Origin of the sequence: Collinsella sp. SGI.184 (assembly GCF_050313415.1) — a bacterium.
Taxonomy (GTDB): domain Bacteria; phylum Actinomycetota; class Coriobacteriia; order Coriobacteriales; family Coriobacteriaceae; genus Collinsella.
This window is the reverse complement of record NZ_JBNPLJ010000013.1, coordinates 37,523-59,187: the sequence shown is the minus strand read 5'-3', so window position 1 is coordinate 59,187 and position 21,665 is coordinate 37,523. Positions and strand designations below refer to the sequence as shown.

General features: G+C 58.2%; 21 protein-coding genes, 6 tRNA genes and 1 pseudogene. 21 read left to right on the top strand and 7 right to left on the bottom strand.

Annotated features, from left to right (window positions below):
* The first annotated feature begins 300 nt into the window (after positions 1-300).
* The 16 genes and pseudogenes from ACQRAJ_RS05865 to folB all read left to right on the top strand — a co-directional run bounded on the left by ACQRAJ_RS05865 (position 301) and on the right by folB (position 11,393).
* Positions 301-390, top strand: a tRNA-Leu gene (locus ACQRAJ_RS05865).
* Positions 391-449: 59 nt separating this feature from the next.
* Complete coding sequence (locus ACQRAJ_RS05860; RefSeq protein WP_427747981.1) at positions 450-2,795, top strand: GAF domain-containing SpoIIE family protein phosphatase; 2,346 nt, start codon at positions 450-452, stop codon at positions 2,793-2,795.
* Between the two features lie 81 nt (positions 2,796-2,876).
* Positions 2,877-3,623 (top strand): anti-sigma factor antagonist, encoded by a 747-nt coding sequence (locus ACQRAJ_RS05855; protein ID WP_154517428.1) that lies wholly within the window; start codon positions 2,877-2,879, stop codon positions 3,621-3,623.
* A gap of 105 nt (positions 3,624-3,728) precedes the next feature.
* A tRNA-Gly gene (locus ACQRAJ_RS05850) sits at positions 3,729-3,804 on the top strand.
* A 35-nt stretch (positions 3,805-3,839) separates the two neighbouring features.
* Positions 3,840-3,913, top strand: a tRNA-Cys gene (locus ACQRAJ_RS05845).
* Positions 3,914-3,955: 42 nt separating this feature from the next.
* Positions 3,956-4,031 (top strand) — tRNA-Gly (locus tag ACQRAJ_RS05840).
* Between the two features lie 167 nt (positions 4,032-4,198).
* Positions 4,199-4,903: pseudogene (locus tag ACQRAJ_RS05835) on the top strand (alpha-amylase family glycosyl hydrolase); the annotation flags it as partial.
* A gap of 101 nt (positions 4,904-5,004) precedes the next feature.
* A complete protein-coding gene (locus ACQRAJ_RS05830; RefSeq protein WP_427747984.1) occupies positions 5,005-5,271 on the top strand; it encodes a hypothetical protein in 267 nt (88 codons plus the stop codon).
* Between the two features lie 33 nt (positions 5,272-5,304).
* Positions 5,305-5,380: transfer RNA gene (locus ACQRAJ_RS05825), tRNA-Gly, on the top strand.
* Positions 5,381-5,383: 3 nt separating this feature from the next.
* Positions 5,384-5,458 (top strand) — tRNA-Val (locus tag ACQRAJ_RS05820).
* Positions 5,459-5,674: 216 nt separating this feature from the next.
* Positions 5,675-5,857 (top strand): hypothetical protein, encoded by a 183-nt coding sequence (locus tag ACQRAJ_RS05815; RefSeq protein ID WP_154517425.1) that lies wholly within the window; start codon positions 5,675-5,677, stop codon positions 5,855-5,857.
* Between the two features lie 567 nt (positions 5,858-6,424).
* Positions 6,425-8,647 (top strand): anaerobic ribonucleoside-triphosphate reductase, encoded by a 2,223-nt coding sequence (gene nrdD / locus ACQRAJ_RS05810; RefSeq protein WP_427747980.1) that lies wholly within the window; start codon positions 6,425-6,427, stop codon positions 8,645-8,647.
* Between the two features lie 426 nt (positions 8,648-9,073).
* Complete coding sequence (nrdG, locus tag ACQRAJ_RS05805) at positions 9,074-9,655, top strand: anaerobic ribonucleoside-triphosphate reductase activating protein (protein WP_427727760.1); 582 nt, start codon at positions 9,074-9,076, stop codon at positions 9,653-9,655.
* A gap of 67 nt (positions 9,656-9,722) precedes the next feature.
* Positions 9,723-10,280: a GTP cyclohydrolase I FolE gene (gene folE / locus ACQRAJ_RS05800; protein WP_427747979.1), complete on the top strand. Its 558-nt coding sequence runs from the start codon at positions 9,723-9,725 to the stop codon at positions 10,278-10,280.
* Between the two features lie 2 nt (positions 10,281-10,282).
* A complete protein-coding gene (locus ACQRAJ_RS05795; protein ID WP_195838586.1) occupies positions 10,283-10,864 on the top strand; it encodes an HD domain-containing protein in 582 nt (193 codons plus the stop codon).
* 43 nt (positions 10,865-10,907) lie between these two features.
* On the top strand, positions 10,908-11,393 hold the full coding sequence (gene folB, locus ACQRAJ_RS05790; protein ID WP_427727762.1) for a dihydroneopterin aldolase: 486 nt from the start codon (positions 10,908-10,910) through the stop codon (positions 11,391-11,393).
* A 6-nt stretch (positions 11,394-11,399) separates the two neighbouring features.
* On the opposite strand, the gene ACQRAJ_RS05785 is transcribed toward folB, so the two are convergent.
* Together ACQRAJ_RS05785 and ACQRAJ_RS05780 are read right to left on the bottom strand one after the other, a co-directional pair.
* A complete protein-coding gene (locus ACQRAJ_RS05785) occupies positions 11,400-12,176 on the bottom strand; it encodes a M48 family metallopeptidase (RefSeq protein WP_427747978.1) in 777 nt (258 codons plus the stop codon).
* 74 nt (positions 12,177-12,250) lie between these two features.
* Positions 12,251-13,264: a dipeptidase gene (locus tag ACQRAJ_RS05780; RefSeq protein ID WP_427747977.1), complete on the bottom strand. Its 1,014-nt coding sequence runs from the start codon at positions 13,262-13,264 to the stop codon at positions 12,251-12,253.
* A gap of 120 nt (positions 13,265-13,384) precedes the next feature.
* Here ACQRAJ_RS05780 and ACQRAJ_RS05775 point away from each other — a divergent pair, with 120 nt between their 5' ends.
* From ACQRAJ_RS05775 to ACQRAJ_RS05765, 3 genes are all read left to right on the top strand, one after another.
* On the top strand, positions 13,385-13,813 hold the full coding sequence (locus ACQRAJ_RS05775; RefSeq protein WP_055286916.1) for an FKBP-type peptidyl-prolyl cis-trans isomerase: 429 nt from the start codon (positions 13,385-13,387) through the stop codon (positions 13,811-13,813).
* 3 nt (positions 13,814-13,816) lie between these two features.
* Entirely contained in the window at positions 13,817-14,395 is a 579-nt protein-coding gene (locus ACQRAJ_RS05770) for an urease accessory protein UreE (protein ID WP_427747976.1), read from the top strand.
* Positions 14,396-14,478: 83 nt separating this feature from the next.
* Positions 14,479-15,276 carry an HAD-IIB family hydrolase gene (locus ACQRAJ_RS05765; RefSeq protein WP_427747975.1) on the top strand — a complete coding sequence of 266 codons (798 nt, stop codon included), beginning with the start codon at positions 14,479-14,481 and terminating at the stop codon, positions 15,274-15,276.
* 75 nt (positions 15,277-15,351) lie between these two features.
* Here ACQRAJ_RS05765 and ACQRAJ_RS05760 read toward each other — a convergent pair whose 3' ends face one another.
* The 5 genes from ACQRAJ_RS05760 to ACQRAJ_RS05740 form a co-directional block, all read right to left on the bottom strand.
* Positions 15,352-15,732, bottom strand: a complete 381-nt coding sequence (locus ACQRAJ_RS05760; RefSeq protein ID WP_154517406.1) for a Fur family transcriptional regulator — start codon at positions 15,730-15,732, stop codon at positions 15,352-15,354.
* Between the two features lie 61 nt (positions 15,733-15,793).
* A complete protein-coding gene (locus tag ACQRAJ_RS05755) occupies positions 15,794-16,204 on the bottom strand; it encodes an acylphosphatase (protein ID WP_154517403.1) in 411 nt (136 codons plus the stop codon).
* Positions 16,205-16,206: 2 nt separating this feature from the next.
* Positions 16,207-17,313: a Gfo/Idh/MocA family protein gene (locus ACQRAJ_RS05750; protein WP_427747973.1), complete on the bottom strand. Its 1,107-nt coding sequence runs from the start codon at positions 17,311-17,313 to the stop codon at positions 16,207-16,209.
* Between the two features lie 74 nt (positions 17,314-17,387).
* Positions 17,388-17,873: a ribonuclease HI gene (gene rnhA, locus ACQRAJ_RS05745; RefSeq protein ID WP_427747971.1), complete on the bottom strand. Its 486-nt coding sequence runs from the start codon at positions 17,871-17,873 to the stop codon at positions 17,388-17,390.
* Between the two features lie 141 nt (positions 17,874-18,014).
* Positions 18,015-18,962 (bottom strand): LysR family transcriptional regulator, encoded by a 948-nt coding sequence (locus ACQRAJ_RS05740; protein WP_427747969.1) that lies wholly within the window; start codon positions 18,960-18,962, stop codon positions 18,015-18,017.
* Positions 18,963-19,236: 274 nt separating this feature from the next.
* On the opposite strand from ACQRAJ_RS05740, the gene ACQRAJ_RS05735 reads away from it, so the two are divergent.
* Together ACQRAJ_RS05735 and ACQRAJ_RS05730 are read left to right on the top strand one after the other, a co-directional pair.
* Positions 19,237-20,547 carry an O-acetylhomoserine aminocarboxypropyltransferase/cysteine synthase family protein gene (locus tag ACQRAJ_RS05735; RefSeq protein WP_427747968.1) on the top strand — a complete coding sequence of 437 codons (1,311 nt, stop codon included), beginning with the start codon at positions 19,237-19,239 and terminating at the stop codon, positions 20,545-20,547.
* 312 nt (positions 20,548-20,859) lie between these two features.
* Entirely contained in the window at positions 20,860-21,636 is a 777-nt protein-coding gene (locus tag ACQRAJ_RS05730) for a hypothetical protein (protein WP_427747967.1), read from the top strand.
* Positions 21,637-21,665: the final 29 nt, after the last annotated feature.

The window sequence follows — 21,665 nt, the reverse complement described above, 5'->3', positions numbered from 1 at the left end:
TTGAGAATCGTACTTGGAGTATCTGGCTGTAGGGCCGGAATGGGGGCAACTTCCCAACGCATTCCGCAGGGGGCGGTACATTTTGTAGCGCGAAGCGCGAATCAAAATGTACCGCATGCCCGAGGACGCGTTGGGAAGTTGCCCCCATTCCGGCCCGGACATATAGATTTACCTGCGCATTTTCAAATTCGTAAACTTTTTTGAAAAAAGTGCTTGCACAGTTCTCGAATCATAGGTTATTATCTTCCTCGTTGAAAGCGCGGGTCCAACAAAACGAACTGCGAATCAACAATATAGCATGTCGGAGTGGCGGAATTGGCAGACGCGCTAGCTTGAGGTGCTAGTGACCGCTTTTTGGTCATGCGGGTTCAAGTCCCGCCTCCGACACCATCGCATTTGAGAAGCCTCTTCGGAGGCTTTTTTGTTACCGATAGACGGTGAGGTTCACGATGGAAACGCTTGAGCGCAATGAGTGGGTTGACGTTGCCCAATTGGTCGATATTACGAGCGATGCTGTCATTATCTGCGAGCTCGACGGAACCATTTTGCATGTAAACAATCGCTTGCTCGACTTGATCTGCGAGGAACGTTCCGATGTGATCAACGGGGACGTTAAAGATCTCTTGTACTCGTCAGCATTTGAACGCGCGACAGAACATCGTCTTCCTTTTGAGACCAATGGTACCGAGAGCGAGTTGATGCTTAAGCTCAGTGACGGCTCCTTTATTCCCGTCCTAGTTTGTGCCGGCTCGGTTACGCCGCCTCGTATCTTTGGCCGCCGTGCGCCGCGTGTTCTCGTGGCGCTCCATAGTATCGAAGAGCAGTATTCGCATGACCGTCAGCTCAAGCGTGCGCTTTCGGAGCTCAGAGTGGCGAATAAGCGCCTCTCGGGCACGTTGTCGGTCATTATGAGCACGGTGGGCTCCGATGAGCTGCCTAGTTTGTTGGATACCGTTTTGAACCAGCTTGTAGGAACCCTCGATGCCTCGGGTGCTGCCATCTATTTTTCTGAGAGCGGCGGTTTTAAGCTTCGCGGTGTTTCCAAGGAGCTGTATGACAGCTACCTGCCCGAGTTTATGCCGTATGGTGCGGGTATCCCGACGTATGTGCTCCGTGAGTCTCGTGCCTGCCGCCTGTCGATTCAGCAGGACCTTGAGGGCGATAGGATTGCCTCGGGTATGTTTATGGACCTGGACAATCGTTCTAAGCACCTGCTACGCATGCAAGATATGCCTCCATACCGCAGCGAGATATGTCTTCCCGTGTTTTATGGCACTCAGGTGCTCGGTGTGTTGGAGGTCGGTTGGAAACGTCCGCAGGCGCCGCTTGCCTATGATGTCAACGTGCTCGAGGTCATTTGCGATTATCTCTCCATCCAACTAGTCGGCATGGCATCGAGTCTACGTTCACGTCGCACGGCAGAGCTTGGCCGTTCTCTCAACGTGCTGCGCGATGAGTTGTTTGCCTATCTCGATGATCCTATTGCCGCCTCGCGTGCGGTATCGACCGAAATCTGCGCTGTGCTCAGTTGTCATTTCTGCCCCGTGGAGTATGATGCGGGCCTCGAAACCTATGTCATCGATTTTGAAGGCGGCAGTCGTGTGGCATTGCCGGGCGATCCGGAGTCACTCTTCTTTTCTGTCACGACGCCGGCGGCGCGCCTGGGGGCAATTTCCGATGGATTTGAGACATCGGTGCTGGGCGGGACGAGCGCCGACGACCTCAAACACGTGCGCCTTACGCGCGTAGACGAATCCACGACTATGGGCGCATGGTTGAGAGCCCACGGCCTGCCGTGTCAGGGACTTTATGTCGACTCCGGTATCGAGGCGGGGCGCTGCCACTCGGAGGCGGATGGTACGCGAAGCAACGATGCAATCGTGCCCGCTGATATCGCCAAGGGACCGACGAGGCGCGTTTTGCTGCTCCGTGATGGCAGCCAGGAGCCAATCGACGACCTTGAATACGACTACATGGTGCATTTGGCACACGACTTTGAGCTGATCTATGAGGGCGAGTCTCAAAAGCGTGAAGAGCGTCATATCGCTCAGACGCTTCAGATTGGCATGAGAAATTCGCTAGGCGACGTTCCGGGCATCGCAACCGATTCGGTATACCTGTCGGCAACGAATTCGGCGTTGGTTGGTGGTGACTTCTATACGCTTGTCCGTCTTCCCGACGATTGCGCCGTTATGATATTGGGCGATGTCTCCGGCAAAGGAATTGAGGCGGCGTCGATGTCGGCGCTCGTCAAGACGGCGTTGACGGCTTATGCCTGGGAGGGTGCGGGACCCGCTCGCATGGCCCGCTCGCTCAATAGCATGCTCATGGGCTTTTCGCGGGTCGAGACGTTTGTGACGGCGTTTATCGCCAAGATTGATCTTAAAGCGGGCCGTGCTACCTATTGCTCTGCGGGACATCCTCCCACTATGGTCATTAGGCCGTCGTCGACGCCGCATGGCGGAGGAGAGGCCTGCGGGGGAGAAGTGGAGCTCCTTGGGTGCCAATCGGGCGTGATCGGTGCCTTTGAGAGCATGGTGTACGAGACGGGCGTGTTTACGTTCGATCCTGGTGACATGCTGTTTATGTATACCGACGGAACGATCGAAGCACGCGACCGCTCGGGTGCTTTCTTTGGCGAGCAACGCCTGCGCGACCTTCTACTCTCTGTTTCGGGTGAGGGCGTATCGGGCATCTGCGGTAAGGTCTTGGGCGAGCTTGACCGCTTTACCGACTCGGCGCTGGACGATGACATTGCATTGGTGTCCCTTGAGTTTTTACGGGGTCGATCGTAGGTCGCGACGTTGGGCATACAGAATCCTAACGGTTGCAGAAAAGTGTGCATCGAGCGAGCTCTTTTGGGGAACCATGGTCGCATGAATGAGTGGAATGACATAGCGGTTTTGACGCCACCGGGCGATATCGATATCGCCTCGGTGCCCGAGCTGCGCCGACGGTTGGATAATTTAATCGACCGGGGCGTGCGCCGTGTTGTCATCAATTGCCAGACCGTGGCTTTTATCGACTCGACGGGTTTGGCGTTTTTGCTTACGCGTGCCAGAGAGCTTATGAGACGAGAAGGGCTGCTTTCGCTTGTTAACGCCTCCGATGAGGTCGTTCGCTTTTTGGAGATTGCCCGACTTGTCGACATCCTTCATGTTGCGGGTCCGGTGCGGGAGTCGATTCCCGCCATTCCGGTGGGGGAGTTGCCGCGATGGAGCAAGAGCGTCAAGGTGCAGCGAGGCATCGAGAATCTCCCGTATTATCGGCACCGTGTGGCCGAGCTTCTCGAATCGCTTCCCCTGAGGCGTGATGAGCGCTATGACGTCGCATTAGCGTTGGGGGAGGCATTGGGTAACGCATATGACCATGCGGGCGGTGTTGGCTGCATCCTGACGATTCAGGCCTATGGGGACCGTGTTGTGCTTGAGGTGCTTGATCGAGGCGCTGGCTATTCTATCGATGGGGCGAGCGAACCGATGGCATCCGAGGAACGCGGACGCGGTATCAAGCTTATGCGCATGCTCGTCGATAATGTGGAGGTTGCCCGTCGCACGGATGGTGCCGGCACACGCGTTCGGATGGTGAAGCTGTTTAGCTCGGCATTGGAATCGTGCGCTTAGCGCCTTGGGTTGACATGATTTTCCTGCGTGAACTTGCTTTGGGCAACTTTTTTGAAAAAAGTACTTGCGTCTTTTGGATAACTCGCGTAAATTAATGACCCGCAAGCGGACATGGCTCAGTTGGTAGAGCACAACCTTGCCAAGGTTGGGGTCGCGGGTTCGAGCCCCGTTGTCCGCTCCATTGCATTTCCGGACCGTTCTTAACGGTCCTTTTTCGGCGAAGTGGCCAAGTGGTAAGGCAGAGGCCTGCAAAGCCTTTACCCCCGGTTCGAATCCGGGCTTCGCCTCCAGGCAACATCCGGGCGCTCCGGCGCCCGTTTTGTTTTACATATGCGGACATGGCTCAGTTGGTAGAGCACAACCTTGCCAAGGTTGGGGTCGCGGGTTCGAGCCCCGTTGTCCGCTCCAAGCACAACAGCCCGACTACCACGGTAGCCGGGCTTTTTCGTACCCATTGCAGAGGCTCGAACCCGAGAGGGAGCGAGCGTTAAGCAAACGCGGAGCGTTTGTAGCGAGCTGGCGAGGTCGCCGGCAGGCGGCCGAAGCCGGTGCGGATCCGCGAAGCGGATACGCGGATGCCCCGTTGTCCGCTCCAAGTACAACAGCCCGACTACCACGGTAGCCGGGCTTTTTCGTACCCATTGCAGAGGCTCGAACCCGAGAGGGAGCGAGCGTCTTGGGGCGTGGCCGTGGCGTTGTTTGCCGCGAATATCAGCTTTGGGCGTATCATCGTGGGCATTACCCAGCAGATGGACTATCTTGAGCGGCTGGGCATCGAGGCCATCTGGCTGAGCCCGTTTTACCCATCGCCTCTTGTCGATGGTGGCTATGATGTGGCGGACTACTGCGATGTCGACCCACGTCTCGGCTCGCTTGACGACTTCGATGACATGGTCGCTGCGGCTCACGCACGCGGCATCAAGGTCATCGTCGACATCGTGCCCAATCATTCATCCAACCAGCACCCCTGGTTCAAAGCCGCTCTTGCCGCCGGCCCCGGATCGCCCGAGCGCGCCCGTTATATCTTCCGCGATGGTCGCGGCGAACATGGCGAGCTGCCTCCCACCAATTGGAATGCCAACTTTGGCGGCCCCGCCTGGACGCGTGCTGCGGACGGTCAGTGGTAGCTGCATATGTTTACGCCCGAGCGGCCGGACTTTGTCTGGTCATGCCCCGAGGTTCATGCGTTCTTTTGCGACGTCCTGACGTTTTGGAGCGATCGAGGCGTTGATGGCTTTCGCATTGATGTGGCGCACGGTCTCGCCAAGGACCTCGACCGCGATGACCTCGACCGGTGGCATCTCGCCGAGGGCGATGACATGGTTGACGACGGCACCCATCCGCTGTGGGACCGCAACGAGGTCCACGAGATCTATCGCGCGTGGCGACGCGCTATGCCCTGCTGCAAATCAAGGCGACGCGCTACCACCAGATTGCGCTCGACTGGCTCTTACGCGACGGGTCGTCTTATGACGAGGACCGTGAACTCGGCGAGCGCCGCGCGCGGGCGGCCCTTTTGCTTGAGCTGGCGCTTCCGGGCTCGGCATACGTGTATCAGGGTGAGGAGTTCGGCCTTTTTGAGGTGGCTGATGTCTTCGTGAGGTTCGCGAGGGCGTCGCAAAACTTTTCAAAAAAAGTTCTTGCATAGGATGCGGGCATCACGTAAGATTAATCCCCGTAAGCGGACATGGCTCAGTTGGTAGAGCACAACCTTGCCAAGGTTGGGGTCGCGGGTTCGAGCCCCGTTGTCCGCTCCATTTGGGCGTTTAGCTCAGGGGGAGAGCGCTTCCCTGACACGGAAGAGGTCACAAGTTCAAATCTTGTAACGCCCACCAAATGTTCGCAGTCCAGAGGCTTTGCTTCTGGACTGTTTTGTTATAAACACACATAATATGCCGTCAAATTATCGACCTCGGTCGCTTTTTCACGTTGCATTTGCTGCCCAGCATAATTTGTCGTTATTGGCCTCTTGGTCTCGTGGGAGATGATTATTTTGATCATAACCGTGCACGTCGCCCGCGTTTCCATGGTTGACCTCCGCGCAATCTTTTATGGTGATCGGTTTTGGCGAGATTGCCTTCCAGGGAGGATTCGGAACGATTGAAGGCCGTACGTTCTTCGCGCGCTGGGCGGGCCTTGTCACAAAGGGGTGGGCCTTTGTGGTTATCGCCGGCGTGCTGCTCGATCCCTTTACAGCGGCTCTCGGCCGCATGATAGCTCGCGAAGAGAACTAATAGCTCCTCGCCTATCGAATGCCGGCGGACGGGGTGCCGGGGCTGTAGTCTTCCGAGCGTTTGCAGCCCTGTCACTCCGTCCGCCGGCATTCGACCGCAACATGTTGGTCAAGCATAATCTTTTGGATTCTTTTCGCGTGAGCGGCTTGGTTTTGGTAGGATTTGTCGGCGGCTTGACTAGGGGGTTTTATAACTGCCTTGCAGGTAGCCGCGTTGGTAACGTTTTACCGACTTGCCAAGAAACCCTCATAATTAATGTGTCTGTAAAATGACCAATTGCTTTGACCTGCTGAAACACTATATGTTGTGTTTGACCTAAAAAAAGAATACAGGATATAGAGGCGTCTTTGTCGTATGATAGATGGCGGACAGAGAACGAAGACCTTGTTCGTCCCATTTGGACACGCCTTTGAGCCGCTTGATCGGCCGCGAGGATTGTCCGCATGAGGACCTATGGTTTATCGAGAACACAGATTGCGCGACGGCGCCGCAAGACAGGGACAAGCCCTGCCAGGCATCGTTTGGCTCTGAAGCGCAATGGGATTACGACGCGAAAGAGGCAAGAGGATGAAGATCATCAAGCGCAGCGGCACCGAGGTTGCCTTTGACATCGATAAGATCGTCAATGCGATTCGCGCCGCCAACTTGGAGGTCGAGGAGGGCTCTCGTCTTACCGACCGCCAGGTGATCTACGCGGCGCAAAACGTCGCCGAGGCATGTGAGAAGGCCGGCCATACCGTATCGGTCGAGGAGATCCAGGATCTGGTCGAGGACGAGATCATGCGTCTCGACTGCTACGAGGTCGCTCGCCGCTACATCATCTATCGTTATGTTCAGAGCCTGAAGCGCCAAAAGAACACGACCGACGACAAGATCCTGTCGCTGATCGAGTGCAATAACGAAGAAGTTAAGCAGGAGAACTCCAATAAGAATCCGACCGTCAATTCCGTTCAGCGCGACTATATGGCCGGCGAGATTTCCAAGGACCTGACCCAACGCGTGCTGCTGCCCCAGGAGATCGTGGATGCCCATAATGAGGGCCTGATCCATTTCCACGATTCGGATTACTTTGCCCAGCACATGCACAACTGCGATCTGGTGAACCTGGAGGACATGCTCCAGAACGGCACCGTTATCTCGGGCACGCTGATCGAGAAGCCGCACAGCTTCTCGACCGCCTGCAACATCGCGACGCAGATTATCGCCCAGGTTGCTTCCTCCCAGTACGGCGGTCAGTCTATTTCGCTGACCCATCTCGCCCCGTTCGTTGAGGTGAGCCGTCAAAAGATTCGCGGCGAGGTTGCTCGCGAGCTTGAGGAGCTCGGTGTTTCGGCATCTGCCGAGAAGGTTCGCGAGGTCGTTGAGGAACGCCTGCGCGATGAGATTCGTCGCGGCGTCCAGACGATTCAGTATCAGGTCGTGACCCTTATGACCACGAATGGCCAGGCGCCGTTCGTGACGGTCTTTATGTATCTCAATGAGGCCCGTACGCCCCAGGAGAAGCACGACCTTGCCATGATTGTGGAGGAGACGCTTCGTCAACGCTATGAGGGCGTTAAGAACGAAGCCGGCGTGTGGATCACCCCGGCGTTTCCCAAGCTCATCTACGTGCTCGAGGACGATAACATCCGCGAGGATTCGCCGTACTTCTATCTGACCAAGCTCGCCGCCAAGTGCACCGCCAAGCGCATGGTGCCCGACTACATCTCCGAGAAGAAGATGCGCGAGCTCAAGCTGTCTAAGGGCGAGACCGCCGGCAACGGCGATTGCTATACCTGCATGGGTTGCCGCAGTTTCCTGACGCCCGACCGTTCGGGCAACGGCTTTAACAATGTCGCCAACGCTCTGAACTATGACCCGACCAAGCCTAAGTACTATGGTCGCTTTAACCAGGGTGTTGTGACCATCAACCTGCCCGATGTTGCGCTGAGCTCGCATCAGGACATGGACAAGTTCTGGAAGATCTTCGATGAGCGCCTTGAGCTGTGCCACCGCGCCCTGCTGTGCCGTCATGAGCGCCTGATGGGCACGCTTTCGGATGCTGCGCCGATTCTTTGGCAGTACGGTGCCTTGGCGCGCCTTAAGAAGGGCGAGACGATCGACAAGCTGCTCGTGGGCGGCTATTCCACCATTAGCCTGGGTTACGCCGGTCTGTATGAGTGCGTCAAGTACATGACGGGCCACAGCCACACCGAGAAGGAGGGCACGCCGTTTGCCATGGCCGTCATGCAGCACATGAACGACAAGTGCGCCGAGTGGAAGGACGAAAGCGATATCGACTTCTCGCTGTACGGCACCCCGCTTGAGTCGACGACCTACAAGTTCGCCAAGTGCCTGCAGCGCCGTTTCGGCATTATCCCGGGCGTGACGGACAAGGGCTACATTACTAACAGCTATCACGTCCACGTGTCCGAGGAGATCGATGCCTTCGACAAGCTTAAGTTTGAGGGCATGTTCCAGCAGCTTTCGCCGGGCGGTGCTATCTCCTACGTTGAGGTTCCCAACATGCAGGACAACCTCAAGGCGGTCATTCGCGTAATGCAGTACATCTACGACAACATCATGTACGCCGAGCTCAACACCAAGAGCGATTACTGCCAGGTGTGCGGCTATGACGGCGAGATTCGCATTGTCGAGGACGATGGCAAACTGGTGTGGGAGTGCCCCAATTGCGGCAATCGTGACCAGGAGAAGATGAATGTCGCCCGTCGCACGTGCGGCTACATCGGTACCCAGTTCTGGAACCAGGGTCGAACCGAGGAGATCCGCGACCGCGTGCTGCATCTCTAATAACCACCCCAGGCTGCCCCGTAGCGAGGCCCCGGACCTTTACTCGCTATTTCGGACAGTCCTGGCTCACGACGGAGGCGCCACTGGCGCCTCCTGTTCGTGCGAAACTCATATCGAGTAAAGGTCCGGGGCCTCGCTACGGGGCGGCCAAGTTGATGTAGCTGAGATGCAGCATGCGGTCTGCCCACTCCTCGAAGTTCTTGGCGGAAATAATTCGAGCTGCAGCTGCGATTTACTTGCGATGGCGGTTGAGCCGCAGCCCAGTTTTTATTGGACCTCGAACCCCATACTCGATGTTCGCTTTGTTCACCGAGTGTCGCTCGCGAGGGATCTGGAGCATATCGTCCCGCCCGCAGTTTCGCAGGCCGAAGGCCGAGAATGTTTGAGGACGGGATGATATGCTCCAGACCCCCAGGAAGGTTACCTATGAACTACGCGAACATTAAGTATTTCGACATTGCTGATGGAGAAGGCGTTCGTACTTCTCTGTTTGTGAGTGGGTGCCGTCGTGGGTGCAAGAATTGTTTTAACTCCGTCGCGTGGGACTTTGCCGCGGGTGAACCGTTCGATCGTGCCGTCGAGGACAAAATCATCGAGAGTCTTGATCATCCCTTTATTGATGGCCTGACGATTCTGGGCGGGGAGCCTATGGAACCCGAGAACCAGGCGGGGCTCGTTGATTTTATCGAACGCGTGCGTGCGACCTACCCTGTGGAGTCTGGGAAGACCATTTGGTGCTTTACCGGTGACGTGCTCGAGGAACTAATGCCGGGCGGCCGTCACCATACCGACGTGACGGACCGTATCCTTGCTTGCCTCGACATGCTGGTAGACGGTCCGTTCGTTCAAGATCTGTACGATATCTCGTTGCGCTTTAGGGGCTCGAGTAATCAGCGCGTGATCGACATGAACGCCACGCGCGCTCGTGCTGCGCGCGAGGGCGTTGCGCTTTGCGACGCTGTGGAGCTTTGGCGGGACGATCCGGTCTATTCGACCCATACTATGTAGCTGGAAGAGGTTGCGTGCCAGCGTGGTACCATAGCGCGAACGCGAAATCGAAAAAAGTGAGGCCCAGATGGTCGATCAGGAAAAAGTCGAGACTGCTATTAAGCTGCTGCTTGAAGGTATAGGCGAGGACCCAACTCGTGAGGGCCTGCTGGAGACCCCGGCACGCGTCGCCCGTATGTATGGCGAGATTGCCGGCGGTATGGGCCGGAGTGCCGAGGAGCACCTGTCCAAAACCTTTGCCGTCGCTTCGAACGATTTGGTTATCGAGCGCGATATTACGTTTTACTCGCTGTGCGAGCACCATCTGCTGCCGTTTTATGGCAAGGCTGCGATCGGCTATATCCCTAACGGTCGCGTGGCGGGTCTGTCTAAGCTTGCTCGCACGGTTGAGGTCTATGCCCGTCGTCTGCAGCTGCAGGAGCAGCTGTGCGCGCAGGTTGCCGATGCCCTCATGGAATATCTTGCTCCCCAAGGGGCGATCGTGCTGATGGAAGCCGAGCATATGTGCATGACCATGCGCGGCGTGCAAAAGCCCGGTACCAAGACCGTAACGCTTGCTCGTCGCGGTGTCTTTGAGACCGATCCCGCGATCGAGGAGCGATTCTTTAGGATGCTGGGCCGCTAACCATGAGAGTCGTCAACGACTTTACATCGAAGACCGATGAGGGGACGCCGCGTCGCGGCTTTATGGCTTCGGGCCTGACTCCCTTTGGCGCCATGCCTCGCATTGATTACATTTGTGCCAACGGGCTGTTCCGGCGGCACCTGGGCAACATTGCACAGTTGGAATCGGGGCGCATCTTTTGCCGCCACGGTATTGACCATCTGCTGGATGTCGCGCGCATTATGTGGATTAAGAATCTTGAGGAACAGCTCGAATTTGACCGCGAGGTCATCTACGCCACGGCACTTCTTCACGATATCGGCAAAGATGAACAGTATGAATCGGGTATATCCCATGATGTTGCAAGCGAGCGCGTCGCTGATGCGATTCTTGGCGGCATGCCCGATGACGTGGCATTTGATCCGGCCGATGCCGCGGCCATTAAGACGGCCATTTTAGGCCATAGAAAGCTGCGCGTGAACAGCCAACCGCTTGAGCGTCTGCTCTATGCAGCCGACAAAGCGTCGCGCGCCTGCTTTGCATGCCCCGCGCGCAATGCCTGCAACTGGAGCGATGATAAAAAGAACCTGTCGATTCGCGTGTAGTTGGTTTGCGCGGTCGGGGTTCTAAACGAAGGAGACGATCGCGATGGATAACAAGAAACTGCCCGAGAATGCAACCAAGACTGAAGGCGCCGAGCTCGCCCGCCGTGGAAGGGGCGAAATATCCACCGCAACGGCGGTGCCCCACGTGGGCTATGACGATCTGTGCCATGCCGATCGCATCACCGTTGAAGGTCTTGAGATCTTTGCCAACCACGGCGTGTATCCCGAGGAGAACGCCCTGGGCCAGAAGTTCATCGTGTCCTTGGTGCTCTATGCCGACCTGCGTGCAGCAGGGGAGCACGATAACCTGGATGCCTCGATTGATTACGGCTCGGTGTGCCACGATGTCGATGGCTATCTGCGCGAGCATACGTTTAAGCTCATCGAGGCCGCAGCCGAGGGCGTGGCCCAGATGCTGCTACGTCGTTACCCTCTGCTGCTCGGCGTGCGTGTTAAGCTCGATAAGCCTTGGGCGCCCGTCGGTCTTCCCCTGGCAAGCTGCGGTGTCGAGATCGAGCGCGTGCGCTAACCGGTTCTAATACGTCTCTATGGGTGGCTGCTTGAGCCGCTGCGACAGAGCTCTATTGTTGGGGCAGTACGTGTCGAGCAGGGCGTGAAACCGCTGATTGTGGCTTGGCTCGAGCAAGTGGACGAGCTCGTGGGCGACAACCATGTCAAGGCACTCGACGGGGTAGGCGGCAAGCTCGCGTGCGATGCGAATGGCACCGGTTTTGGGCGTACACGAGCCCCAGCGCGTTTTCATGCTGCGCACGGAAGCGCGGGAAGCGACGACACCCATTGCGATTTCGTATGTGCGCACCATATCGCGCAGCGCCGTGGTGACCTCGGATGTATAGAGCTGGTCGATGCAGGCTTGGAGCTCATCGGGCGTTAGGCCGTCGAGGGCCGTGCGCTGCTTTGCCTGCGCGCGCCCACTTGGCTCGTCGGTACCCATAAAACTTGCGAAGGTGGCCTGTTTGGGTCGCGGTGCGGGTGATGCAAAGTTGTGATCGAGCGCATCTTGTACCGTGATGGGCTTGCCCCAAAGCGCAATGATGGACGAGGGGCTGAGCGGCTCTCGCTCCGTCGCCTGACGTTGCTCGCGCTGGGCAAGTCGGCTGATAATCCAGGTGCTGTTGCGCTTCACAAATGCTTCGATACGCTCGCGGGTGGCACCGAGCGGCGCACTGGCGTGGACCTCACCGCTCGATGTGACGCGTAGGTTGAAGTTCTTGACACGCTTTTTGGTAACGACGACGGGGATGGGCATCCCATCCGGTCGGGATACGGAAATCGTAAACTGCTGCGTCAAAAGCGGTCCTTCAGATTGGGGACGGGCCGGCATGTCGACCGTTCGGCATGCCGGCCCGCTCAAGGGATGTGAAATTAATAACGCTCAAAGAAGGCAAGCGCGTTGTCGCTGCAGAGCTTTTGCATCACGGTCTTGCCAAAATGCTTGGAGAGCATGTTCTGGAACTCGGGCATCTTGCTGGCATCGGAGAGGAAAGCGGGCACCGTGGCGCCGTCCCAGTCGCCGCCGAGCGCGATGACGTCCTCGCCGCCCAGGTCGAGCCAGTGCTCGATATGTGCCGCCAGCTGATCGAAGGTGACGTCTGCGGCGGTCTTGTCGGTTGCGTCGTTGGAAAGGAACTCGCTGCAGTAGTTGAGGCCGACGATGCCACCCATGTCGCGAATGGTGCGGAACTGGTCGTCGGTAAGATTGCGTTTGGCGCCGCAAACCGCACGGGAGTTGGAGTGGCTGGCGACGAAGGGACGCGTGGCGCGGGCGGCGACCTCGTCAAAGCACTCATCGTTGAGATGGGAGACGTCAAGCACCATGCCGGCGTGCTCCATCTGCGTAAGTGCCTCGATGCCGGCGGCGGTGAGGCCGGCGTGGGTATCGTGTCCGCTCGCGAGCGGCCCCTGCGCATTCCAGCTGAGTGACGACATGAGTACGCCCAAGCTCTTGAGCACCTCGATCAGCGCGGGGTCCTCGGCAAAGAACGTGGCGTTTTCGATGGTGTGGATGCAGGCGACCTTGCCGTCCTTGAGCGCAGGGCGAATGTCAGCGGCGCTGCGCACGTTGACCATGCGATCGTGGTTGAGCATGGCCTGGCCGCTCATATGCGCCATGATCTGCGCCTGGAAGCGCGCGGCGTGGGCGGTGGGAATCTCGTCGGGGATAAACGTGGCGAAGCACTGTGCCCACGGCGTGTTGCCGATCTTTGCGAGCGAGATGGCGCAGGCATTGCCCTCGATGAGGTCGAAATCTTGCGGATGCGTCTCGTCGCCGGGGAAATAACCGTCGGTTCCGGCGGTAAAGCGCAGGTCGAGATCGAGCGTGGCCCAGCCGATACGGTCGGCGGTGTCGCAGTGTAGGTCAAATACGGGATATGCCATGGTTCCTCCGGTTGCAGCGTTTCTTTGCAAACTGTCTTCGAATTGTATGACTAGGGTATAGTTAGCGCCATACGTTCATGGCGGCCCGCGTTGTGTGCCGCCCTTATCACGGAGGTTTCCATGTCCAACCAGGGCAAGAAGGTCAAGACTCATTATCGCGGCACGCTCGACGACGGCACGCAGTTCGATAGCTCCTACGATCGCGGCGAGCCGCTGGAGTTCACCTGCGGTGCCGGTCAGATGATCAAGGGCTTCGATGCCGCCGTTGTCGACATGCAGGTGGGCGAGAAGAAGACCGTGCACATTCCTGCTGCCGATGCCTACGGCGAGCACAATCCCGAGATGGTTATCACCTTCCCGGCCGAGCAGGTTCCCAACATCGAGCAGATCGAGAAGGGCATGAAACTCTTCCTGTCCACGCCGAGCGGCATGCCTGTCCCTGCCGTTGTCATCGATGTGACGCCCGAGGCCGTGACGCTCGATGCTAACCACGAGCTGGCCGGCAAGGATCTCAACTTTGATATCGAGCTCGTCGAGGTCGAGGGTTAGAGTATGCCTGAACGCTTGGTTTCGACGACATGCTTGGGAAATCTCAACGATCCGTCCTATGAACTCCTGCTTCGTCGGGAGCTGGGTGGCATCTTTGAAGTTGACGAGCTGCTGCTCGATTGGGACCAGGCTGATGTATGCGCGTTTGCGGGCGTGACGGAGCTGGGGCGCACGGTCGATGTTCGGCTGGATACTGCCGACGGCAGTCGTCTTGCCGACGGCGACGTGCTCGCCATCGACCGTTCGGGCATGGTGCCCGTGGCGGTTGTTGTGCGCCTGCGCAGCGCCGAGGTTTATTTGGTCGAAGTCGACCGCATGGATCCGATTGCGCTCGCGCATGCGTGCTGGGAGATCGGCAACATGCATGCGCCGCTTTTCCGAGGCGATTCGGACGAGCATACCGTGCGCATGTATACACCGGTGCAGCCTGTTTTGGGCCGCATGCTCCGGGGCGTCGAGGGTGTTCGGCTCTCGGTGGTTACCCGTGAACTCGATACGGACCGGCGCTTTGCGTCGAGTGCGGCGGAGGTCGTCGTGAGTATGGCTCCCGACTTTACGATCGTAAAAAAGGCGCGCGGTTAACGTGCGTATGAGCAAGACGGACTTTGAGAGGCAGCTATTCAAAGTCCGTCTTGCTGTTGATGAGGTGCTGTGGGGGAAAGCATATGGGTCTTGAGGGAATCAAGCTGATTGCATGCGATTTGGACGGCACGTTGCTGCATCCGGGGGAGTGCGAGCCGCGTTCCGAGGCCTTTGAGCTCATCGATGAGCTGCATCGTCGTGGCATCGTGTTTATGCCGGCGAGCGGCCGTCAATATGCGAGCTTGCGCTATCTGTTTGCCCCGGTGGCCGATGAGCTCGCCTATGTATGCGAAAACGGAGCCCTCGTGATGAGCGAGGGGCGTGCCGTTGTCAAGCGTTCCATGGAGCGTAACCTTGCTATGGATATTGCGAATGCCGTGGTTGCGTATCCCCATGCCGACGTGACCCTTTCCTGCGAGGGGCACCTCTACACCATGAGCGGCAACGATGCATTCGTCGACCATTTGCGCTACGAGGTCCATTGCGATGTGGCGGTGGTCGACCGTCCCGAGGACATCGACGAGGACGTCATTAAGATCGCGTTTCAAACGCCCGAGACAGAGCAGCCGGCGGCGCTGGAGTATTTCGTCCGTCGCTTTGGCGACCGGGTCGATGTGATGACGTCGGGAACCGAATGGACCGACTTTATCGGCTTTGATTCGGGCAAGGGGTCCGCACTTGCCGATTATGGTCGTGCGCTGGGGATCTCACCTAACGAAATGATGGCGTTTGGCGATAATGAAAACGACCGCGACATGCTCAACGTGGTGGGCCATCCCTATCTGATGGAGAGCTGCAATCCCAGCATGCGCGGTATCAACGACCGCGTCCGTTACGTGCGCACGGTCGAAGAAGAGCTGCGTCGCCTACTTGCTGAGTAGACATTTGGGACATGCCTGGAAATCTTCCTTTTGCCGCAATCGGTGAAAAGTTGATTTTAAGGCATGTCCCAAAATCTACCTACAGTTGGGGCAGAGGCCCTCGAAGATGGTGTAGTGCGAGCTGACGCTCCATCCGATTTGTTCGGATGCCCTGGCGTCGAGCTGGGTATTGAAGGGGAGCGGCACATCGATGACGCGGCCACACGAGGTGCAGATGATATGCGCATGCGGTTCGATGGCACGATCGAAGCGGCTGCCGCCCGGCGTTTTAATCGAGAGAATCTCCCCGGCATCGGCCAAGAGATTGAGGTTGCGGTAGACCGTACCGCGGCTGATTTTGTCATCCTGCGCGCGCACAGCGTTGTAGATCTCTTCGGCGGTGGGATGGTTGTAGCTTTGGCGCACGGCATCAAGAACTAGCTTTCGCTGCCTGGTATTCCTTCTTTGCACCGCCATGCGCCTCGCCTCTTTTCTATTAACGGTCGTAGGTAAATGATACCGTATTTAGCACACAATACTAATAATGAGGAGTGAAACCGCCTTCATTGGCAAGTGGGGCTCGGACCTGGGCGTCTACGAGGCGAAAACGCGTTCCCATGCGCTCGTAGGAGGCATGAAGCGCCTCGAGATGAGATAGGATGTTTGCCGGAGCTCCCTGTATCTCCATCTCGACTGAGCCGTCTTCCATGTTACGCACCCAGCCGGTGAGTGCGCGTGCCTGCGCGAGGTTGGTGTTGGTAAAGCGAAAACCAACGCCTTGGACCTGTCCCTCCCAGCGCAGGAAATAGCGCAGGGGAGTGTCTTGAGTGGCCTCGTCGCTTGCGAGCACAGTAAGCCTGCGGCGCAGCTCGAGCTCGACGCCAGAGGGCTTTTGGGGCTCGCGGCTGCCGCCGGCGACGCCCGAGAAAAGCTTGTCGAAAATACCCATCGCTAGGCCTGCTTGACAGAATCGGCGGGGAAGGTAATGCCGGTCTGTTGGCGCACGGCATCCATGATGCGCAGCGAGACAAGCGTGACATCGCGATAGTGGCCAAGCTCGTGACGTCCCGCCGGGGTCTCCCAAATCTCTTCCTTGACGTTATCGATGCCGCCGATGGCGGTGATAAAGTCTGCGAGTTCGTATTCCATGGTGTTGCTCGATTTGGGCAGGTCGAGCACGCGGCCGTTGTCGCTCTGTTCGCGCGGCGCCTCGGTCGCCGAGCCGCGTACGACATCGCCGCGATAGTCGATGCGGACGTTGCGGGGCGTGGACAGATGGTCAATCTGGATAGTGCCACGCTCGCCTTCGATCTGCGAGGGCAGTAGGTCATTCGTAATTTTGGAGTGCGCGAGCTCGACGGAGATACGGCCACCGCCGTAGCTGGCGAGGATGGAACCGCAGCCATCGATGGGGCCATGGGTGAGCTCTTGCGTGGTGGGGTCGAGCAGAGTAGCCATGCTCGTAAGGCCGGAGGGCATGCCGAAGATCTCGACCATGGGCTCGACGGTGTAGACGCCAATATCCATGAGGGAGCCCGAGGCCATGTGGCAGTCGAAGATGTTGGTGGCGCGTCCCGCGAGAACCTCGTTGTAGCGTGAAGAATACTTGCCAAAGCGCAGTGAGGCGCGACGAATGGGCGCAATCTCGCCCAGGGCGTCCTCGATGGCGTGGAAAGCGGGGTCATGGAGCGGGCGCATGGCCTCGAGGGCTACGACGCCCACCGCCTCGGCGGCGCGGAAGACTTCCAGCGCCTGCGCCTCGGTGGCGCAGAAGGGCTTCTCGACGATGACGTGCTTGCCGCTGGCGATGCAGGCAAGGGCCTGCTCGTAGTGAAGTGCGTTTGGGCTGCCGATATAGACGGCGTCGACGTCGGCGGCTGCTGCAAGCTCATCAAGTGAAGTAAAGTTTCGCTCGCCGCCGTGCTCGGCAGTAAAGGCGGCGCCGCGCTCGGCGTTGCGCGAGAGCGTGCCTACGAATACAGCCTGGTCGTTGGCATTGACGACCTGGATAAAGTCGTCGGTGATCATGGATGTGCCGATGGTCGAGATGCGCAGCATACGTCCCCCTTGCGTTGTTTTGGTCTACAGGATGAGTGTAGCGCGTGGGGATATAAAGCTGCGCGAAAACGCTATTACAGGTCGCTCTCGTTAAAGCCGGTGTCGATATCGAGGTTGGCTCCATCGGCCGCGGTGGTGGCGAGCTCGTCGCAGCGCTCGTTGAGCTCGTGGCCGGCATGCCCCTTAACCCAGATGAACTCCACCTTATGCTTGCTCTTTGCGGCAAGCAGGCGCTCCCACAGGTCGCGGTTCTTAACGGGCTGCTTGTTGGCAGTTTTCCACCCGCGCTTTTTCCAGCCGTCGATCCAGTGCCTGTTAAAGGCGTTGACGACGTACTGCGAGTCGGAGTGGACCTCGACCTCGCAGGGACGGTTGAGCGCCTCGAGCGCCACGATGACCGCCATGAGCTCCATGCGGTTGTTGGTGGTCTTGGCGTAGCCACGCGAAAGCTCGGAGGTGAAGGTCTTGCCGGCGGGGTTGGTGTATTTGAGCACGGCGCCGTAGCCACCGCGTCCCGGATTGGATCGAGCCGAGCCGTCGGTATAGATGATGACCTTCACAGACTTCCTTTCGTCGAGTTCCTCTCTTGCGGCTGTCTATTGTAGCGCCCGGTCCATCCTGTTTTATGCGAGGCGTGCCGCTCCACAAGGATGGTGGAGACGTTGTCGCCAAGAAAGATGGGCGACCTGAATTGTCAAGAGCTAGAGGGCTTTTAAATCTGCCATTTCTATCCCGTCCCCAAATGGTTGGTTTTCGTGGATGATGCGATCGAGTTCGTCGAGGTATTGCCGCAGCAGGGGAGAGGGCTTGCGCTCATCGTGCATGATGTAGCCCACGCGCATCGTTGGAGCGTCTGCCAACGGGATCGATGCCATGCCCCATTGCATTTCATTGGAGAGGACACCGGTCGACAAAGTGTAACCGTTCGACGTGATGAGCAGATTGGTGAGCGTGCCACGGTCGGAAACGCGGATGTTGCGGTCGCAGGGGATATAGCTAAACGGCTCCTCGGCGTAATAGAAGGAGTTCGAGGTCCCCTGCTCAAAGCTGTAGCGCGTATAGGGCGTAAGGTCGGCAAGCGATAGCTGGGGGCGGCGTGCGAGCGGATGGCGCTCGCTAACGAAGACGTGGACCGTTGCATCGAAGAGGGGATGGAAGCTTGCGCGGGCGTCGGCGAAGGCCTTCTGCAGGACGCGGGCGTTAAAGTCATCCAGATACAGAATGCCGATATCGCTGCGAAATGCGCGGACGTCGTCGATGATCTGTGACGTGGTGGTCTCGCGCATGATGAACTCGAACTTACTGTCGCGGCAGCGCTCGACGACGTTGACAAAGGCCTCGACCGAAAAAGCGTAGTGCTGGGCCGAGACGGCAAGGCGTGCCTGGGGTGTGCCGCCGTCCTCGTAGCGGGCCTCGAGCATATCGGCCTGCTCTACGACCTGGCGCGCATAGCCTAAAAGCTCGGTGCCGTCGTTGGTGAGTGTGACGCCGCGGCTGGAGCGCGTAAAGATTTCCAGACGGAGCTCCTGCTCTAGGCTTTTGACGGCGTTGGAGATATTGGATTGCGCGGTATAGAGGCGCTGAGCTGCGGCGTTAATTGAGCCGGATTCTGCCACGGCGATAAGAAAACGAAGCTGCTGGAGGGTCATCGGCACCCGTCCTTTCGATAGCTATCTAAAAAACCGATAACAGGTTAGCGCTTTTAAGTGATTGACCGCGCGAAACAATGCTCGTACTATTCAAAACACACAAAGGAGGTAGGTAATTAATCAGACCACGAGAACGGGATGTCAAAAGGAGGGCCGCATATGAACTGCTTACTAAGACGAATGCCGGGCTCCTGCTTGCGCCCGTCGGCGTGATCAGGAGACAGGGGCTTACTTCTCTTACTCTTATTACTTTTGTTTGATCAAGGAGATCATCATGAGCCAGTTTATCAACAATCCCGAGCACACCTTTGGCTTCGACACCCTGCAGCTGCACGTTGGCCAGGAGAGCGCCGACCCCGCATCCGATTCCCGCGCTGTGCCTATCTACCAGACCACGAGCTATGTGTTCCGCAACTCCCAGCACGCTGCTGACCGCTTTGGCCTTGCCGACGCCGGGAATATCTACGGTCGTCTGACCAACTCCACCCAGGGCGTCTTTGAGGATCGCATTGCCGCGCTCGAGGGCGGCGTTGCCGGCCTCGCCGTCGCCTCTGGCGCCGCCGCCATCACCTATACCCTGCAGGCCCTCGCTCAGGCCGGCGACCATGTGGTGGCCCAAAAGACCATCTACGGCGGTTCCTACAACCTGCTGGAGCACACGCTCTCCCAGTTTGGTGTCGAGACCACCTTCGTCGATGCCCACAACCTGGACGAGGTCGAGGGCGCCATCAGGGACAACACCACGGTCATTTACCTCGAGACGCTCGGTAACCCCAACTCCGATATCCCCAACATCGACGCTATCTCCGAGGTCGCTAAGAAGCATGGTCTTCCGGTTGTTGTCGATAACACCTTCGGCACCCCGTATCTGTTCCGTCCGCTGGAGCACGGCGCCAACATCGTCGTTCACTCTGCAACTAAGTTTATTGGCGGCCACGGCACCTCGTTGGGCGGCGTGATTATCGATGGCGGCAACTTTGACTGGAAGGCGAGCGGCAAGTATGCGCAGATCGCCGAGCCCAATCCCTCCTACCATGGCGTCTCGTTTGCCGAGGCCGCCGGCCCCGCTGCCTTCGCGACCTATGTCCGTGCTATCTTGCTGCGTGACGAGGGCGCCTGCATTAGCCCGTTTAACGCCTGGGTCCTGCTCCAGGGCACCGAGACCCTGTCGCTGCGCGTTGACCGCCATGTCGAGAACACCAAGAAGGTCGTTGAGTTCCTGATCGGTGACGGCCATGTTGCCAAGGTGAACCACCCGAGCCTGCCCGAGCACCCCGACCATGAGCTGTACCAGAAGTATTTCCCCCGTGGCGGCGCCTCGATCTTCACCTTCGAGATCAAGGGCGGCCAGGAGGCTGCTTGGAAGTTCATCGACCACCTGCAGGTGTTCTCGCTGCTCGCCAACGTGGCCGACGTCAAGTCGCTCGTCGTGCACCCGGCTACCACCACGCACTCCCAGCTCTCTTCCGAGGAGCTTGCCGAGCAGAACATTACGCCCTCTACAATCCGTCTTTCCATTGGTACCGAGAACGCCGAGGACATCATTTGGGATCTGAAGCAGGCCTTTGCCGCGCTGGACGAGTAGGGCGACTTGTGCAAGGGCCCCTTGCGACTCGATAGGTATAACTGCATAAAATGCCTGCTCAAGGCGCCTGCGCGAACAATGGTTGCGCAGGCGCCTTTTTTGCATAGGAAGGGCGCTATTACAGGGTTTTTGGCATGCTTTATGCATGCGAGTTGTGGAAAACTCCTGTTGAGAGGATGTGAGTTTTACGCAAATGACGTGCACCTTTTGAGAAAAACCGCAGGTCGCGATTTACTCGGGGTACTATGCAGCGCGATCGAATCACACGCAGCTTAAACGCAGCAAAAACTCACTACGGAGGTTTCCAGCTACATGAGGATCGATTCACGAAAACCGAAGGCCGCCGCCCTTTCTGCCACGCTTGCCGTGGCGCTTTTAGTGGGTGCCGGCGTAACCGATGCCCACGCGGCAACACTGTCCGACGCGGTCGGATCAACGCCGTCCGAGGCGACCCTGATGCAGCCCGTCGACTATCGTGGCGACGGCTTTGGCTCCATGCAGGAGTGGAACGCCTCGATGGGGGCCAAGCGCGATTCCCTAGAGGTCCGCGCGCAGATCATCATGAACATGTACGGTGACTATGCCACCGATGACGAGCGCGCTGTACTGCAGGGTTGTATCGACGGTGCGGGCAGTCTTTTGACGATGGAGGAGGTCGACGCGAAGTCGGCCGAGCTCGACGAGCTTCGCTCCACGCTCGAGGATGCTAAGCGCGAGGCGCTCGAGGCTGCGGCCGTCGAGGCAGAAGCTGCCGAGGCCGTTCAGGCTTCGTATTACAACGCCGGCTCCGGCTCGTCTTACGCGTCTGCTGCGTATTACGCGAACGGCTCGGGCCTGACGCGCTCGAGCGGCGTCAATAACTACAACGGTCGTCGCGAGACCTATTACAGCAGCAACGTGTTGTATCACCACCGCACGGGTGAGTGGACGCTGGATTCCGAGGGCTTTTGGCGTGATTCCGACGGCTACTACGTGGTGGCTGCGAGCGATAAGTCCCAGGGCTCGACCTTTACGGGCTCTAAGGGCGAGTGCAAGGTCTACGATTCGGGTTGCGCAGCCGGAACTACCGATTACTACACCGGTTGGTAATCTGTCGGCATCGATTGCACATGATGGAC

Coding starts and splice junctions, on each gene's coding strand:
- nrdG (WP_427727760.1), top strand. CDS start 9,074: ATGAACTACGCGAACATTAAGTATTTCGACATTGCTGATGGAGAAGGC.
- ACQRAJ_RS05775 (WP_055286916.1), top strand. CDS start 13,385: ATGTCCAACCAGGGCAAGAAGGTCAAGACTCATTATCGCGGCACGCTC.
- folE (WP_427747979.1), top strand. CDS start 9,723: ATGGTCGATCAGGAAAAAGTCGAGACTGCTATTAAGCTGCTGCTTGAA.
- ACQRAJ_RS05765 (WP_427747975.1), top strand. CDS start 14,479: ATGGGTCTTGAGGGAATCAAGCTGATTGCATGCGATTTGGACGGCACG.
- ACQRAJ_RS05735 (WP_427747968.1), top strand. CDS start 19,237: ATGAGCCAGTTTATCAACAATCCCGAGCACACCTTTGGCTTCGACACC.
- ACQRAJ_RS05860 (WP_427747981.1), top strand. CDS start 450: ATGGAAACGCTTGAGCGCAATGAGTGGGTTGACGTTGCCCAATTGGTC.
- ACQRAJ_RS05740 (WP_427747969.1), bottom strand. CDS start 18,962: ATGACCCTCCAGCAGCTTCGTTTTCTTATCGCCGTGGCAGAATCCGGC.
- ACQRAJ_RS05750 (WP_427747973.1), bottom strand. CDS start 17,313: ATGCTGCGCATCTCGACCATCGGCACATCCATGATCACCGACGACTTT.
- ACQRAJ_RS05730 (WP_427747967.1), top strand. CDS start 20,860: ATGAGGATCGATTCACGAAAACCGAAGGCCGCCGCCCTTTCTGCCACG.
- ACQRAJ_RS05760 (WP_154517406.1), bottom strand. CDS start 15,732: ATGGCGGTGCAAAGAAGGAATACCAGGCAGCGAAAGCTAGTTCTTGAT.
- ACQRAJ_RS05755 (WP_154517403.1), bottom strand. CDS start 16,204: ATGGGTATTTTCGACAAGCTTTTCTCGGGCGTCGCCGGCGGCAGCCGC.
- ACQRAJ_RS05780 (WP_427747977.1), bottom strand. CDS start 13,264: ATGGCATATCCCGTATTTGACCTACACTGCGACACCGCCGACCGTATC.
- ACQRAJ_RS05815 (WP_154517425.1), top strand. CDS start 5,675: ATGGTGATCGGTTTTGGCGAGATTGCCTTCCAGGGAGGATTCGGAACG.
- ACQRAJ_RS05795 (WP_195838586.1), top strand. CDS start 10,283: ATGAGAGTCGTCAACGACTTTACATCGAAGACCGATGAGGGGACGCCG.
- ACQRAJ_RS05855 (WP_154517428.1), top strand. CDS start 2,877: ATGAATGAGTGGAATGACATAGCGGTTTTGACGCCACCGGGCGATATC.
- nrdD (WP_427747980.1), top strand. CDS start 6,425: ATGAAGATCATCAAGCGCAGCGGCACCGAGGTTGCCTTTGACATCGAT.
- folB (WP_427727762.1), top strand. CDS start 10,908: ATGGATAACAAGAAACTGCCCGAGAATGCAACCAAGACTGAAGGCGCC.
- ACQRAJ_RS05770 (WP_427747976.1), top strand. CDS start 13,817: ATGCCTGAACGCTTGGTTTCGACGACATGCTTGGGAAATCTCAACGAT.